Origin of the sequence: Pseudomonas sp. NPDC089996 (assembly GCF_044748405.1) — a bacterium.
In the GTDB taxonomy this organism is placed as follows: Bacteria; Pseudomonadota; Gammaproteobacteria; order Pseudomonadales; family Pseudomonadaceae; genus Aquipseudomonas.
The window spans coordinates 188,301-202,837 of record NZ_JBIVGA010000008.1 but is presented as its reverse complement, the minus strand read 5'-3'; the positions used below and the strand labels follow the sequence as shown (position 1 = coordinate 202,837).

Sequence of the window (14,537 nt, the reverse complement as noted above, 5' to 3'; positions counted from 1 at the left end):
CACGAACAGGAGCGAATAGCGTGAAGCGCGGTGTGATGTATGCCGGTGGGGCCGGTGCGTTGTGGGGCATGGTACTGATGGTTCCGGAGCTGTTGCCGGAATTCAACCCGATGCTGCTGAGCAGCGTGCGCTATGCGATGGTCGGCCTGATCTCGCTGCTGCTGGCGGTGCCGATGGCCCGTCAGCTGCGCCAGCTGACCCTGGCGGATGGCTGGATGCTGCTGCGCCTGGCGGTGGTCGGCAACCTGGTGTACTTCATCTGCCTGGTGGCGGCGATCCAGCGGCTGGGCGTGGCACCTGCCTCGCTGATCGTTGGCGTGTTGCCGCTGTCCATCACCCTGTATGGCCGCAACGACAGCGGCGCGGTGCCGATCCGGCGGTTGATCGGCCCGTTGGCGCTGATCCTTGCGGGTATGTTGTGCATCAATCTCGAGACCTTTGCCTTCGCCCCGGGTGATACAGGCGACAAGCTCATGGGGCTGTTCTATGCCTTGGCCGCGCTGGCCTGCTGGACCTGGTACGCGGTACAGAACAGTCGTTACCTCAAGCAGAGCGGGCATTTCGACAGCCACCAATGGTCGGTGCTGATCGGCGTGCTGACCGGCCTGAGCAGCCTGGTGATGGTTGCCGCGCTGGCGATGTGGCAACCGCAGCAGTTGCAGGTCGAGGCGCCGATGGCACGCTGGTGGCTGTTCTGGGCGGCTTGCCTGGGTTGCGCCGTGCTGGGCTCGTGGTTGGCTACGGCGCTTTGGAATGCCGCATCCAAGCGCTTGCCGTTGACGTTGAGCGGGCAGTTGATCGTGTTCGAGACCCTGTTCGCACTGTTGTATGCCTTCCTCTGGCGACAGGCCGGGCCGAGCCTGCTGGAAGCGGCGGCGATCATGCTGGTGATCGGCGGGGTGCTGTGGTCGATGCGCCAGCACGGCACGCCACGCGAACTTGCCAAACCCGTGCATTCCTGAGAAAAGGACGCCCTTGAATTTCAGCGTTGGAGCATGCCCATGAGCAGCGAATTGCAGATCACCGACCTCGTCGAAGGCGACGGCAAGGCCGCCGTCAAAGGCGCCCTGATCACCACCCAATACACCGGCTGGCTGGCCGACGGCAGCGAGTTCGACTCGTCGTGGTCGCGGGGCAAGCCTTTCCAGTGCGTGATTGGCACCGGCCGGGTGATCAAGGGCTGGGACCAGGGGCTTATGGGTATGCGCGTTGGGGGCAAGCGCAGGCTGCAGGTGCCGGCGCACCTGGGGTATGGCGAGCGCAGCGTGGGTGCGATTCCGCCGAATTCGGACCTGACCTTCGAGATCGAATTGCTGGAAGTGCTGACGCGGGATGATTGATTAGGTCGCGTCCTGGAGTGTGTGGAAAAGGACTACACGATTTGTTGGCTTGCATCTGATTGTGGTGTATTTCTCAGAGGGCTAACCTTGCAGCTCTCATCGAGTCAAGAGGGTGCCATGCCCATGAAATCGTATTTTTCCTCGAAGGTTATCCGTGAAGCGAATGCGTTGCTTGTGGCTTCGGGTGGCCGTATGGAAATTCCTTTGCCAAGGGAGCTTGCAGGCGTCGTTACCAGTACCCGGAAAACCCGTTCCGAGCTGAATGCTGCATTCGAAAGCGCATACATGCGTTTACGCAAGGAGTAACAGCCTCATGGCCGATGGCTGTTACAACCACATCTACTCAGTCTCAACCAAGGGCCGAAACAGGTTATCGAGCAGGTATTCGATGTGGTCATCACTGATTCGCACTCGACATAATTCGGCAACACGCCTGCTCTAACGTATTCCTTGCCTAGGGAACGGCATCCACACTCAGGGAGGAACCAAACGGGATGAGGACACTCTGAGTCCTGCTCGTTGCCAAGGATGGCAATCACCATACGGATACCCTGCGGCTTTGGCCGCAGGAGAATGTGGCGGGTACCCGATACTTATAGCCACAAGAGCCTCCTACATGAAGTTGCCATCTTTCTTTCGACGTCGTCGCCATCAGCTGCTGAGCCTGGTGCTGGCCGCAGCGGCCGTGCCGCTGGCACTGGAAGTGGTCGAAAGCCGTGCCCAACCGGTCGACGGCACCCAGACGCTGGTGTTCCTGCGCCATGCCGAAAAACCTGGCGAAGGCCTGGGGCAACTGAACTGCCAGGGGCTCAACCGTGCGCTGGACCTGGCCACCTTGCTGCCAGAACGTTTCGGCAAGGCCGACTACGTGTTCGCGGCCAACCCTTCGCGGCATGTCGAGGAAGGGAGCCAGGACCAGAGCTACAGCTACATCCGTCCGCTGATGACCATCACGCCCAGCGCCATTCGCCTGGGTTTGCCGGTCAACATCGACTTCGGCGCCAACGATACCGACGAACTCGCCGACGAACTTGTCAGCGACAAGTACCGCAATGCCACGGTCTATACCGCCTGGTCCCACGGCTACCTGCCGGATCTCATCAATGCCGTGGCCGGCAAGGCGTTGGGCGATGAGCGGGTGATTACCGAAGATTGGAAAGGCGACGATTTCGACACCCTCTACGTCCTCACCCTGACCTGGCACGACGGCAAGGCCAGCCTGCTCAGCCGCAACGTCCGCCAGGGCCTCAATGGCGGCGCCCATAGCTGCCCGACTTGAGCCGCTGCAGCTAACCGAACGCTAGCGGCCCAACCGCATCGGCCAGCCCACCACCTTCTTCTGCCTTGGTGTGGCATAGGTGCGCACCTTGGAGGTGCTGAGCCCCATCCGCACCAGCGACTCGGCAATGGTCACCGCCGCGCTCACGCCATCGACTACCGGCACCCCTGTGCGCTGGCGGATCTGCTCATCCAGCCCGGCCATGCCGCCGCAACCCAGGCAGATCACCTCGGCCTTGTCGTCACGCACGGCACGCTCGGCCTGCTCGACGATGGCCTCCACCGCACGCAGCGGGTCTTCTTCCAGTTCGAGCACGGCCAGGCCGCTCGCCCGCACCGAGGCGCAACGGTCATACAGCCCGGACAGCTTCAGGCGGTCTTCGATCAGCGGCACGGTGCGGTCCAGGGTGGTCACCACCGAATAGGCGTGCCCCAGGTACATGGCAGTGCTGGCGGCGGCATCGGTGATGTCCACCACCGGAACGTTGAGCAACTCCTGCAGGCCTTCGCGGCCATGCTCGCCGTAACCGGCCTGGATCACCGCGTCATACGGCTGGTCGTAGGCCAGCACGCGGTCCATCACGGCGATGGCGGCCAGGTAGCTCTCGAAATTGCCTTCCACGGACTCGGCGCCGAACCAAGGGGTCAGGCCGATGATTTCCGTGCCGGGCGCGGCGACACTGCGCGCCTGCTCTGCGATGGCCTCGGTGATGGCTTCGGTGGTGTTGACGTTGGCGATCAGAATACGCATGGGCAGTCCTCCTTGATCAATGGCTGCTGTGGTCCACGGCGATGCACTCGCCGCTGACATCGTGGTAGTGGCGGTTGCGCGGAGCGATCAGCAGATACATGGCGGCAGCGATGCCGGCGCCGATCAGCCAGGAAAACGGCGCGATACCGTGGAAGTTCGGCACCAGCGCCAGGATGATGGCCAGCAGTGCCGCAGGCACGAACGCGGCCACGGCGCGCAGGTTGATGCCCTTGCTGTAGTGGTAGGCGCCAGTCGGGTGCTCGGTATACAGCTCCGGCACGTTGATGCGGCCTTTGCGCAGCAACCAGTAGTCGGCCATGATCACCCCGTACAGCGGGCCGAGCAGGGCGCCCAGGCCAGACAGGAAGTACACGATCACCAGCGGGCTGTTGTAGAGGTTCCAGGGCAGGATCAGCACCGCCAGGGTCGCGCTGATCAGCCCGGCGCGGCGGAAGTTGAGGTGGCGTGGTGCCAGGTTGCTCAGCACGAATGCCGGGGCGACGAAGTTGGCCATGATGTTCACCGCCACGGTGACGATCAGGAACGCGAGGCAGCCGAGCACCAGGAACGCTGTACTGGGGATGCTGGCGACGATCTGGGTCGGGCTATCGATGATCTGGCCGTTGATCTGGAACTGCGCGCCGCACAGCACCACGGTGATCATGGCGAACACCAGAATGTTCACCGGCAGGCCCCAGAAGTTGCCGACGCGGATGGTCTTGCGGCACGGCGAGGAGCGGGCGAAGTCGCAGAAGTTCAGCACCAGGGTGCCGTAGATCGCCAGCCACAGGGCGCCGCCAGCGAAGATGTTGCGCCACATCTCGAAGCCCGTCAGCGGTTCGGCCACCGACCGGGCGATGCGTGCATCGGCCTTGAAGTACATGTACAGCGCCAGGCTGGCCACGGTCAGCAGGATCACCGGGCCGGCGAAGGCCTCATAGCGGCGCACCATCTCCATGCCGTAGGCGAGGATCACCAGCTGCACCAGCCAGATCGCCACGAAGCACACCCAGCCCAGGCTCGACAGGCCCAGGATGCTGTCGTGGTCATAGGCGGCGACCTGCGGCCACACGGCGGTGAGCAGCACGCGCAGTACCACGGAGGCCAGGTAGGTCTGGATGCCGAACCAGGCGATGGCGATCACCGCACGGATCAGCGCCGGGACCTGTGCCCCGTGGATACCGAAGGCGATGCGGCTGATCACCGGGAACGGCACCCCGGTTTTCTGCCCCATGTAACCGGACAGGTTCATGAAGAAGTACACCAACGCCGCACCGATCGCCAGCGACAGCAGGATCTGCCAGCCGCCCAGGCCCAGGGCGAACAGGCCCATGGCGAAGGAGTAGTTGGCGATGTTGTGCACATCGTTGGTCCATAGCGCAAAGATGCTGTAGCCGCCCCAGCGGCGGCCTTCGCTGCGGGTGGGTGCGAGGTCGCGGTTGTGCAGGCGTGGGCTCAGTGCCAGGGGCGGGATATCGCCTGCAAGGGTGGAGGAGGGGCTGGTGCTGGCGACGGATAGTTCAGGGGCAAGGTCGAGGCTGGTACTCATTCCGGCAGGCTCCTGATGCACGTGGACTGCGATGAGCGGGCATGCGCACGGGCTCGCCATCTCGTCGGTGCAGCTTGGCATCACTGGGTTCTGGGCGCGGCGGCCGGTGTTGGGCCGGCGTCGCGAGTTCTTGTGTATTTATGTTTTGTAAGGTTTGTATACAAAACACGAACACACAAAAGCGAGTTCCATGCCAGAGGGAAACGAGTGCTTAGATAACCGTCCAATTGAAACTAAGCATTTGAAAATTAAGTTGATGAAATGAAGGGAATATAACTTGACCAAGTGAACAGGTTTAATTTTTTAGTTGGTTGATTAGTTGATCATTTGGTCAGAATTAGTTTAGCGGAATGTGTAACGTATTGGGGCGTTACCTGGAAAAGTGCACACAAAAATGGCACTTATGGTGACATCTTTGTGTACAAAAATTAGTCAATTTGCCTGGTGAGTGGATACACTCAGTTCATCGGCGGCAAGCGCCGCTTCACCGGGCTCTTCTTGATGATCGCGGTGTTGGTTTCCGCCAGCACATTGATGCGGTCGAGCAGCGTGTCGAGCTGCTCCATCGATCGCACATGCAGGCGCGCGATAAAGCAATCTTCGCCCGTCACCTTGTCGCACTCGGTGAACTCGGGGATGGCGATGATCTGCCGCTCCACCTCCTGCAACTGCCCCGGCAGCGGGCGAATGCGCACGATGGCCTGCAGTTGGTAGCCAAAGCTGCGTGGGTCGATATCCACCGTGTAACCACGCAGCACGCCGCGTTCTTCCAGTCGGCGCAGCCGCTCGCTGACGCTGGGGGCGGAGAGGCCGCTGATGTGCGCCAGCGCCTTGAGCGAACGGCGCGAGTCTTCCATCAGAGCATTGATCAGCAATTGGTCGATGGCATCGGTCATGTGCACCTCATCAGGCACTCCAGGGATTTTGCCTTGATAGTAAAGGTGAACAGGCTGATCTGCCTTGGTTATCCGCTGGAAGGCGCATGGTGACCCTCCGCATACTGTGCCCATCATCCAAAGGAGGTGTGAGATGGACAGTTCGTTGCGCCGTGGCTCGCTGGAAATGGTCGCCGCCATGCTGATTTCCGGGACTATCGGCTGGTTCGTGCTGGTGTCGGGGCAGCCGGTGCTGGACGTGGTGTTCTGGCGCTGCGTATTCGGCACCGGCACCTTGCTGGTGATCTGTGCGGCGTTCGGCTTTCTCAAACCGGGCGTGATAACCCGTACGGCGTTCCTGCTGGCCATTGCCAGTGGTGTGGCCATCGTCGGCAACTGGGTACTGTTGTTCGCCTCCTACTCGCGGGCGTCCATCGCCATCGGCACGGCGGTCTACAACGTCCAGCCATTCATGCTGGTGGGGCTCGCGGCGCTGTTCCTGGGCGAGAAGATCACCGCCGCCAAGGTTACCTGGCTAAGCGTGGCGTTCCTTGGCATGCTGGCGATCGTCAGCGCCCATGGCGCGGGGCAGGCCAGTGGGCAGGACTACCTGCAGGGCATTGGCCTGGCACTGGGCGCGGCGTTGCTCTATGCGATTGCCGCGTTGATCATCAAACGCCTGAAAGGCACGCCACCCCACCTGATCGCGCTGATCCAGGTCGCCACCGGGGTGCTGTTGCTGGCGCCGTGGGTGAACCTTGGTGAGTTGCCGGGGGAACCCTCGGCCCTGGCCAGCTTGGTGACCCTGGGCATGGTCCACACCGGGTTGATGTACGTGCTGCTGTACAGCGCCATCCAGCGCCTGCCTACGGCGTTGACCGGGGCCCTGTCGTTCATCTACCCGATTGCTGCGATCCTGGTCGACTGGGTGGCCTTCGGGCACCGTCTGGCGCCGTTGCAGTGGCTGGGGGTGGCATTGATCCTGCTGGCGGCAGCGGGCATGCAGCAGGGCTGGTGGTTCCGTTCGGCACAAGTGCCGGCCAAGGGGTAGAATGGCGGCCTTTTCACTTGCTTGCGACCCGCCATGACTTCGCCGATCCACACCCTCGAACAGCACCTGATCGCTGCCCTTGACCCCGCCCCGGTGGAAACCCGCCGCCTGTTCCACGGTCGCGGCCGGTGCTGGGAGGGCCTTGAACAGGTCACGGTGGACTGGCTGCAGGGTGTGCTGTCGGTGGCACTGTTCCGCGAACCACCCGAGGGTCAGCTGGCCGAGCTGGAAGCCATGCTGCGCCAGCTGGCCGAACGCCCGCAATGGACCGGCCAGGCGATTCTCATCCAGCACCGTTACCTGCCCGACAGCCCGGGCCAGTGGCTGCTGGGTGAGCCTTGCCAGCAGCGTGAAGTGGTCGAGGATGGCCTGACCTATCTGCTCGATCTGGGCGTGCGGCAGAACAATGGCCTGTTTCTCGATATGCGTCATGGGCGGCGCTGGGTGCGTGAGCAGGCTGCCGGCAAGCGGGTACTGAACCTGTTCGCCTACACCTGCGGTTTCTCGGTGGCGGCGATTGCTGGCGGTGCCGAGCAGGTGGTGAACCTGGACATGGCCAAGTCGGCGCTGTCGCGGGGGCGCGATAACCACCGGTTGAACGGGCACGATGCATCGCGGGTCGCCTACCTGGGGCATGAGCTGTTCAAGTCGTGGGGCAAGGTGCGCAAGTACGGGCCTTATGACCTGATCATCATCGACCCGCCGACCTTCCAGCGCGGCAGCTTCGTGCTGACCCAGGATTACGCCAAGATCCTGCGGCGCTTGCCGGAGTTGCTGAGCGCGGGCGGGACGGTGCTGGCCTGTGTCAACGACCCGGGGATCGGGCCGGAATTTCTGATCGAGGGGATGGCCGAGCAGGCGCCCTCGCTGGCCTTCGTCGAGCGGCTGGAGAACCCGCCGGAGTTTCCTGATGTGGACCCGGCGGGGGGCCTGAAGGCCCTGGTATTCCGCCAGCTGTGATGCTGCTGTGCTGGCCTCTTCGCGGCTTCAGCCGCGAAGAGGCCAGCCCTGCTTGCATCAATTACTGCTGATTGGTGTAGATCTGGTCAAACACGCCACCGTCGTTGAAGTGGGTCTTCTGCACGGTACGCCAGTCACCAAAGGTCTTCTCCACCGACAGGAAGTCGACTTTCGGGAAGCGGTCGGTGTACTTGGCCAGCACCGTCGCGTCACGCGGGCGCAGGTAGTTCTGCGCGGCAATTTCCTGGGCCGCCGGCGACCACAGGTACTTCAGGTATTCCTCGGCCACGGCCTGGGTGCCTTTCTTGTTCACTACCTTGTCGACCACGCTCACCGGCGGCTCGGCCTCGGCCGACACGCTCGGGTAGACCACTTCGAACTGATCGCGGCCGAACTCGCGGGCGATCATCTCGGCTTCGTTCTCGAAGGTCACCAGTACATCACCGATCTGGTTGGTCATGAAGGTGGTAGTAGCGGCACGGCCACCGGTGTCCAGCACCGGCGCCTGCTTGAACAGCTTGCCGACAAAGTCCTTGGCCTTGGTTTCGTCACCACCTTGCTTGAGCACATAGCCCCACGCCGACAGATAGGTGTAGCGGCCGTTGCCCGAGGTTTTTGGGTTGGGCACGATCACCTGCACGCCGTCCTTGAGCAGGTCGGGCCAGTCTTTCAGGGCTTTCGGGTTACCTTTGCGCACGATGAACACGGTGGCCGAGGTGAACGGCGCGCTGTTGTTCGGCAGGCGGGTTACCCAGTTGTCCGGCACCAGCTTGCCGTTGTCGGCCAGGGCATTGATGTCGGTGGCCATGTTCATGGTGATGACATCGGCCGGTAGGCCATCGATCACCGCCCGCGCCTGCTTGCTCGAGCCGCCGAAGGACATCTGCACGTTGACCTTCTCGTTGTGCTCGGCTTCCCAGTGCTTCTGGAAGGCCGGGTTGTAGTCCTTGTAGAAGTCGCGCATCACGTCGTAGGAAACGTTCAGCAGGGTCGGGGCAGCCTGGGCCAGGTTGCCGAGAGCCAGGCCGGCGGCGAGCAGTGAGGCGGTGAAGAGTTTTTTCACGTTGCGTCCTTGTTATCGTAGGCAGTTTGCCCGCGACTATAGCGGGTGGAATTGTGAGTACTAAAGAACAAAAAAGACTTTGGTTATGCCGACCACATCACTGCTTGGGGAACAGCGCATTGCCGCATCGCGAGCAGAAGGCAGCGCCGTGCTCGTGGGTCTTCTTGCTGCAGATTGGGCAGTCATGCCGCAGCTGCTCACCGCGCATCGCGTTGGCCAGTTCGGCGGTAAAGATCCCGGTTGGAACGGCGATGATCGAGTAACCGGTAATCATCACCAATGATGACAGCACCTGCCCCAGCGGCGTCTTCGGCACGATGTCGCCGAAACCTACCGTGGTCAGCGTGACAATGGCCCAATAGATCCCTTTTGGGATGCTGGTAAAGCCGTGCTCCGGCCCTTCGATCACGTACATCAAGGTGCCGAATACCGTCACCAGGGTAGAAACCGTCACCAGAAACACGATGATCTTCTGCTTGCTGCCGCGCAGCGCCTCCAAGAGGTAATGCGCCTGCTTCAGGTAGGGGCTGAGCTTGAGCACGCGGAAGATCCGCAGCATCCGGATCACCCGGATGATCAGCAGGTACTGGGCGTCGCTGTAGTACAGGGCAATGATCCCCGGCACGATCGCCAGCAGGTCGACTAGGCCGTAGAAACTGAAGGCATAGCGCAATGGCTTGGGCGAGCAGTACAGGCGGGTGAGGTACTCGGCCAGGAAGATCGCGGTGAAGCCCCATTCGATGCCGGCCAGCAGCCCGGCGTAGCTGTGATGCACATCGTCGATGCTGTCGAGGATCACTGTGACCAGACTGGCCAGGATGATCAGCAGGAGGATCTTGTCGAAGCGTCGGCCGGCTACGGTGTCGGTCTGGAAGACCATGATGTAGAGGCGTTCGCGCAGAGAATGCATTGAAGTTGGTTCCAAGAGTACGAAGGCAAGGGAGCAAGTCAGCCTGATAAATCTACCAGTTTCAACATAATCGTAGATCCGTCAATCTAGACTGCGTTTACCATCTGATGAGGAGCATGAGTATGCATAGTCTGTGCTACGCGCCCTATGGGTACCAGGCGGCGAGCCAGTCGGAAAGCGTGCTTGGGTTCAACGGTGAGTACCGCGAGCTGTTGAGTCAAGGATATCTATTAGGGAATGGGTATCGACTCTACCAAACCCGAATTTGTTGTTTTCTCAGTCCAGATACCCTTAGTCCTTTTGGCGACGGAGGGCTCAATTGCTACGCGTATTGCGCCGGAGATCCGATAAACAAAATTGACCCCTCAGGGCGGAAAGGTACAGGGCTGAAGGCGCTGATCCGTCAACATGGTCTTAATAAAACACATGCCAAGAAAGTACTGAATGGCATGCCAATCCCAGAGCGAGATACTCACGTCCAGACTAAACGCTACGTCGATCCAAATGGTAAGCATCTAATCGTGTACCGGAACAATACAGGGCGGTTCTCTGCCATTCCTCATTCATCAGATCTTCAACCATTCGAGGCCACGAAGTTGAAGCGCCTGATTGAGAGTCAATTGACCCTCATCGGTGAAACATTGCCCCGTAGGAGAATTAGGACATTGCTTTCAGGCGGCGGCGTTCAAGGTGGGACAAAGCATCTTCAAGGGTTGGAGCCATCGGATTATTCGAGTTATAGAGCCAATTCACAAGCACCCATGACGGGAGGGACAGTGCTTGTCAAGAGAATCCGACAAGGCTCCGCTAGCCATCAAGATAGCTTGAACTAATTTTTCAACTGATCAGGATGATTACGTCTTATCGGCCGAAGCAGATGATGGGCCCACTGCATCAGCCAGCATGCTATTACAAAGGGTGCAGTAAGTGCAGCTATAGGCAGAGCGTTGAGCAGGGGTTTCAGAAGCAGTGCCAGGGTAATCGCCAACAACGTCACCCAAGGCTTTTCACCCTGGCGGCTGAATGCCAGCGCCGCCAGAGCGGCATTGAAGCCATATAGCCCCAACCATGCGGCTTGCGCCTGGTCGGCAAGCAGTGCCACGCCGCCGCCAATGGCTGAGCCGAACACAGCCCACATCGCCGCATAGGGATTGGCAATGAACATCCCGATTATGATCAATAACCCGGCCAGCGGCTGGTCGAGCAGGAAGATCTGCCCCACGCCACGTGCCAGGGCATACGCAGGTTCTGTCTCGACGAATCCGCTGGGAGCAGGGCTTGCGAACAGCAGTGCAACCCAACCAAGCAGCACGAACGGCGCGGTATAGGCGACCAGCAATTTGCCGCCGCGCTTGCGCCACTGATGGGTGATGATGCTCGACAGGCCGCCCGCCGCGATGATCAGCGGCGGCAGGATGGCCGACCAGGGCAGCACGGTGCTGAGCAGGATGCCGATCAGCACGCCGTTGTAGCAGTACAGCCCGGCCTGGCGGTCGGCGCGGTCGTAGCCGCGGCGTTGCGCGGTGAGCAGGCCGGACAGGGCGCCGAGCAGGGCGCCGCCGACCAGGTCGGGGGCGGTCAGCAGGATGGCCAGCAGGCAGCACAGGCCGCACAGGGGGTTGCGCAGCAGCAGCACCTGGCTGAAGCCGTTGAGCAATGCCGTGGCCCAGTCGGGGCACGGGTTGACGAAATTCTTGGTGTACATGGGCAGTCAGCAAGGTTGATGGAAGAGCGGTGGGCCTCTTTGGGCCTCGGTTTTCCGCAGGTTCGGTGTGTTGGGAGGGCTTTGCCCTCCTTTCGCGACACAAGGCCGCTCCTACAAGGGATCGCGGTCTCCTGTAGGAGCGGCCTTGTGTCGCAAAAGGGGCGCAAAGCGCCCCCGGCGATCTCAGACCAGGGTCTCGATGCGCAAGGTATTAGTCGACCCCGGCTTGCCGAAAGGCACACCGGCAGTGATCAGCAGCGTGTCGCCACGGCTGGCCATGCCCTGCGCCTGGGCGATCTCCAGCGCGGTGGAAACCACCTCGTCAACCTGGCGCAGGCGGTCGTTGACCACCGAATGCACACCCCAGGTCACACTCAGGCGGCGGGCGGTGGCCAAGTTCGGTGTCAGGTTGAGGATCGGTGCGCGTGGACGCTCGCGGGCAGCACGCAGGGTCGAGGCCCCCGACTCGCTGTAGTTGACCAGTACCGCCACCGGCAGGATGCCGCTGATCCGGCGGATCGCGCAGCTGATGGCATCCGACACGGTCGCCTCGGCCTTCGGCCGGCCGACGTCGAGCTGGGCCTGGTAGTCCGGGCCATTCTCCACCTGACGGATGATCTTGCTCATCATCTGCACGGCTTCCAGCGGGTAGTCACCCGAGGCGGTCTCGGCCGACAGCATGACCGCGTCGGCGCCTTCGGCAACGGCGTTGGCCACGTCGGTGACTTCGGCACGGGTCGGTGCTGGCGAGAAGCGCATCGATTCGAGCATCTGGGTGGCCACCACCACCGGTTTGCCCAGCTGGCGGCAGGTGCCGATGATGCGCTTCTGAATTTGCGGCACGCTTTCGGCCGGCACTTCCACGCCCAGGTCACCACGGGCAACCATGATCGCATCCGCCAGTTCCGCGATGGCTTGCAGTTGTTCGACCGCCGAAGGCTTCTCGATCTTGGCCATCAGGTAAGCACGGTCGCCGATCAGCTGGCGTGCCTCGACGATATCTTCCGGGCGCTGCACGAACGACAGCGCCACCCAGTCCACACCGAGTTCCAGGCCGAAGGCCAGGTCGCGGCGGTCCTTTTCGGTGAGCGGGGAGAGGTCGAGCACCGCTTGCGGCACGTTGACGCCCTTGCGGTCGGACAGCTCGCCACCGTTGAGCACTTCGGTGTCGATGGCGTCACTGTGCTTGGCGGTCACCCGCAGGCGCAGCTTGCCGTCGTCGAGCAGCAGGTCCATGCCTGGCTCCAGCGCAGCGATGATTTCCGGGTGCGGCAGGTTGACCCGGCGGCTGTCGCCCGGGGTCTTGTCCAGGTCCAGGCGCAGGGCCTGGCCGCGTTGCAGCTGGACCTTGCCTTCAGCGAAGCGGCCGACACGCAGCTTCGGCCCTTGCAGGTCCATGAGGATGCCCAGCGGGTAGTTCAGCTGCTGCTCGACTTCGCGGATCCACTGGTAGCGCAGGGCGTGGTCGGCGTGCTCGCCGTGGCTGAAGTTGAGGCGGAAGATGTTCACGCCCGCTTCAACCAGCTGGCGGATGTCGTCGATGCCTTCGATCGCAGGGCCGAGGGTGGCGAGGATCTTTACTTTTTTATCAGGCGTCATGATTGGGCAGTCTCGAGGATCAGGATGGCGCGGAAGTCGTTGACGTTGGTGCGGGTCGGCTCGGTGACGATCAGCGCATCGAGCGCGGCGAAGTAGCCATAGCCGTTGTTGTTGTCCAGTTCGTCGCTGGCCGACAGGCCCAGGGCCTCGGCGCGGGCGAAGCTGCCTGGGGTCATGAAGGCGCCGGCATTCTCTTCCGAGCCGTCGATGCCGTCGGTGTCGCCGGCGAGGGCATACACGCCCGGCAGGCCCTTGAGGCTTTCGGTGAGGCTGAGCAGGAACTCGGCGTTGCGCCCGCCACGGCCATTGCCGCGCACGGTGACGGTGGTTTCACCGCCGGACAGGATCACGCAGGGCGCCTTAAGAGGCTGGCCGTGCAGTACGATCTGCCGGGCTATGCCGGCGTGCACCTTGGCCACTTCTCGCGATTCACCTTCCAGGTCACCGAGGATCAGCGGGCTGAAACCGGCCTGGCGGGCTTTCACTGCAGCGGCTTCGAGCGACTGCTGGGGCTTGGCGATCAGCTGGAAATGGCTGCGGGCCAGCGCGGGGTCATTGGCCTTTACGGTTTCCGAGGCGGGGTTGTTGAGCCAGTCGATGACGGCTTTCGGCGCTTCAATGTTGTAGCGCTTGAGGATCGCCAGGGCATCGGCCGAGGTGCTCGGGTCGGCCACGGTCGGGCCGGAGGCGATGACGGTGGCCAGGTCGCCCGGCACGTCGGAAATCGCATAGGTGTAGACGGTGGCCGGCCAGCAGGCCTTGGCCAGGCGGCCGCCCTTGATCGCCGAGAGGTGCTTGCGCACGCAGTTCATCTCGCCGATGGTGGCGCCGGATTTGAGCAGCGCCTTGTTGATCTGTTGCTTGTCCGCCAGGGTCAGGCCTTCGGCCGGCAGTGCCAGCAGGGCAGACCCGCCGCCGGACAGCAGGAAGATGACGCGGTCTTCTTCATTGAGGTTGCTGACCAGCTCCAGCACCCGCTTGGCCACGGCCAGGCCGGCGGCGTCGGGGACCGGGTGAGCGGCTTCGACCACCTCGATCTTCTGGCAGTTGGCGCCGTGACCGTAGCGGGTCACGACCAGCCCGGAGACTTCGCCCTGCCAGCTCTTCTCGACCACTTCGGCCATGGCGGCTGCGGCCTTGCCGGCGCCGATGACGATGACCCGGCCGCTACGGTCGGCGGGCAGGTAGGGTTCGAGGACTTGGCGTGGGTGGGCGGCGGCGATGGCTGTGTCGAACAGGTCGCGTAGAAGTTTTTGCGGATCGACCGACATGGCAGGCTCCCATTTATTGTTGTTCTGCAGAATCGAAAACGCCCCTGGAACTGCCTCCGTGCAGGCCGAACCAGGGGCGGGTGTTGCTCGGGGTCACCCCTGAGCCTGTGGTCGCAGGTTCAGCGGTGTTGGATCTGGAATTCTGGGGGCGCTTTGCGCCCCTTTCGCGACACAAGGCCGCTCCT

General features: G+C 62.2%; 15 protein-coding genes. 7 read left to right on the top strand and 8 right to left on the bottom strand.

What is annotated here, in order from left to right:
- The first annotated feature begins 20 nt into the window (after positions 1–20).
- The 4 genes from ACIPW4_RS16305 (at position 21) to ACIPW4_RS16290 (ending at position 2,619) form a co-directional block, all read left to right on the top strand.
- Positions 21–962, top strand: coding sequence for a DMT family transporter (locus ACIPW4_RS16305; RefSeq protein ID WP_400659455.1), 942 nt, complete (start codon positions 21–23; stop codon positions 960–962).
- A 39-nt stretch (positions 963–1,001) separates the two neighbouring features.
- Positions 1,002–1,340, top strand: a complete 339-nt coding sequence (locus tag ACIPW4_RS16300) for an FKBP-type peptidyl-prolyl cis-trans isomerase (RefSeq protein WP_400659453.1) — start codon at positions 1,002–1,004, stop codon at positions 1,338–1,340.
- Between the two features lie 117 nt (positions 1,341–1,457).
- The gene (locus ACIPW4_RS16295; RefSeq protein ID WP_400659450.1) at positions 1,458–1,646 is read left to right on the top strand and encodes a hypothetical protein; all 189 of its coding nucleotides are present in this window, start codon (positions 1,458–1,460) and stop codon (positions 1,644–1,646) included.
- Positions 1,647–1,956: 310 nt separating this feature from the next.
- Entirely contained in the window at positions 1,957–2,619 is a 663-nt protein-coding gene (locus ACIPW4_RS16290) for a histidine phosphatase family protein (RefSeq protein WP_400659448.1), read from the top strand.
- A 21-nt stretch (positions 2,620–2,640) separates the two neighbouring features.
- Here the strand turns inward: ACIPW4_RS16290 and ACIPW4_RS16285 are convergent, their stop codons facing one another.
- From ACIPW4_RS16285 to ACIPW4_RS16275, 3 genes are all read right to left on the bottom strand, one after another.
- Complete coding sequence (locus tag ACIPW4_RS16285) at positions 2,641–3,369, bottom strand: aspartate/glutamate racemase family protein (RefSeq protein WP_400659445.1); 729 nt, start codon at positions 3,367–3,369, stop codon at positions 2,641–2,643.
- Positions 3,370–3,385: 16 nt separating this feature from the next.
- Positions 3,386–4,918, bottom strand: a complete 1,533-nt coding sequence (locus ACIPW4_RS16280) for an NCS1 family nucleobase:cation symporter-1 (RefSeq protein ID WP_400659443.1) — start codon at positions 4,916–4,918, stop codon at positions 3,386–3,388.
- A gap of 458 nt (positions 4,919–5,376) precedes the next feature.
- Positions 5,377–5,814 (bottom strand): Lrp/AsnC family transcriptional regulator, encoded by a 438-nt coding sequence (locus ACIPW4_RS16275; RefSeq protein ID WP_400659440.1) that lies wholly within the window; start codon positions 5,812–5,814, stop codon positions 5,377–5,379.
- Between the two features lie 133 nt (positions 5,815–5,947).
- Between ACIPW4_RS16275 and ACIPW4_RS16270 the strand changes: the two genes are divergently transcribed.
- Positions 5,948–6,844, top strand: a complete 897-nt coding sequence (locus tag ACIPW4_RS16270; protein ID WP_400659438.1) for a DMT family transporter — start codon at positions 5,948–5,950, stop codon at positions 6,842–6,844.
- Positions 6,845–6,877: 33 nt separating this feature from the next.
- Positions 6,878–7,804 carry a class I SAM-dependent methyltransferase gene (locus ACIPW4_RS16265; RefSeq protein WP_400659436.1) on the top strand — a complete coding sequence of 309 codons (927 nt, stop codon included), beginning with the start codon at positions 6,878–6,880 and terminating at the stop codon, positions 7,802–7,804.
- Between the two features lie 61 nt (positions 7,805–7,865).
- Here ACIPW4_RS16265 and ACIPW4_RS16260 read toward each other — a convergent pair whose 3' ends face one another.
- The gene (locus ACIPW4_RS16260) at positions 7,866–8,867 is read right to left on the bottom strand and encodes a sulfate ABC transporter substrate-binding protein (protein WP_400659434.1); all 1,002 of its coding nucleotides are present in this window, start codon (positions 8,865–8,867) and stop codon (positions 7,866–7,868) included.
- Between the two features lie 97 nt (positions 8,868–8,964).
- Entirely contained in the window at positions 8,965–9,777 is an 813-nt protein-coding gene (locus tag ACIPW4_RS16255; protein WP_400659432.1) for an ion transporter, read from the bottom strand.
- Between the two features lie 107 nt (positions 9,778–9,884).
- Here ACIPW4_RS16255 and ACIPW4_RS16250 point away from each other — a divergent pair, with 107 nt between their 5' ends.
- Positions 9,885–10,610, top strand: coding sequence for an RHS repeat-associated core domain-containing protein (locus ACIPW4_RS16250; protein ID WP_400659430.1), 726 nt, complete (start codon positions 9,885–9,887; stop codon positions 10,608–10,610).
- On the opposite strand, the gene ACIPW4_RS16245 is transcribed toward ACIPW4_RS16250, so the two are convergent.
- The 3 genes from ACIPW4_RS16245 to ACIPW4_RS16235 form a co-directional block, all read right to left on the bottom strand.
- Positions 10,607–11,482 (bottom strand): urea transporter, encoded by an 876-nt coding sequence (locus tag ACIPW4_RS16245; protein WP_400659428.1) that lies wholly within the window; start codon positions 11,480–11,482, stop codon positions 10,607–10,609. The genes ACIPW4_RS16250 and ACIPW4_RS16245 overlap by 4 nt on opposite strands.
- A gap of 183 nt (positions 11,483–11,665) precedes the next feature.
- Positions 11,666–13,081 carry a pyruvate kinase gene (gene pyk / locus ACIPW4_RS16240; protein ID WP_400659426.1) on the bottom strand — a complete coding sequence of 472 codons (1,416 nt, stop codon included), beginning with the start codon at positions 13,079–13,081 and terminating at the stop codon, positions 11,666–11,668.
- Positions 13,078–14,352, bottom strand: a complete 1,275-nt coding sequence (locus ACIPW4_RS16235) for a glycerate kinase (RefSeq protein WP_400659424.1) — start codon at positions 14,350–14,352, stop codon at positions 13,078–13,080. Before ACIPW4_RS16235 ends, pyk begins: the two co-directional genes overlap by 4 nt.
- Positions 14,353–14,537 lie beyond the last annotated feature (185 nt).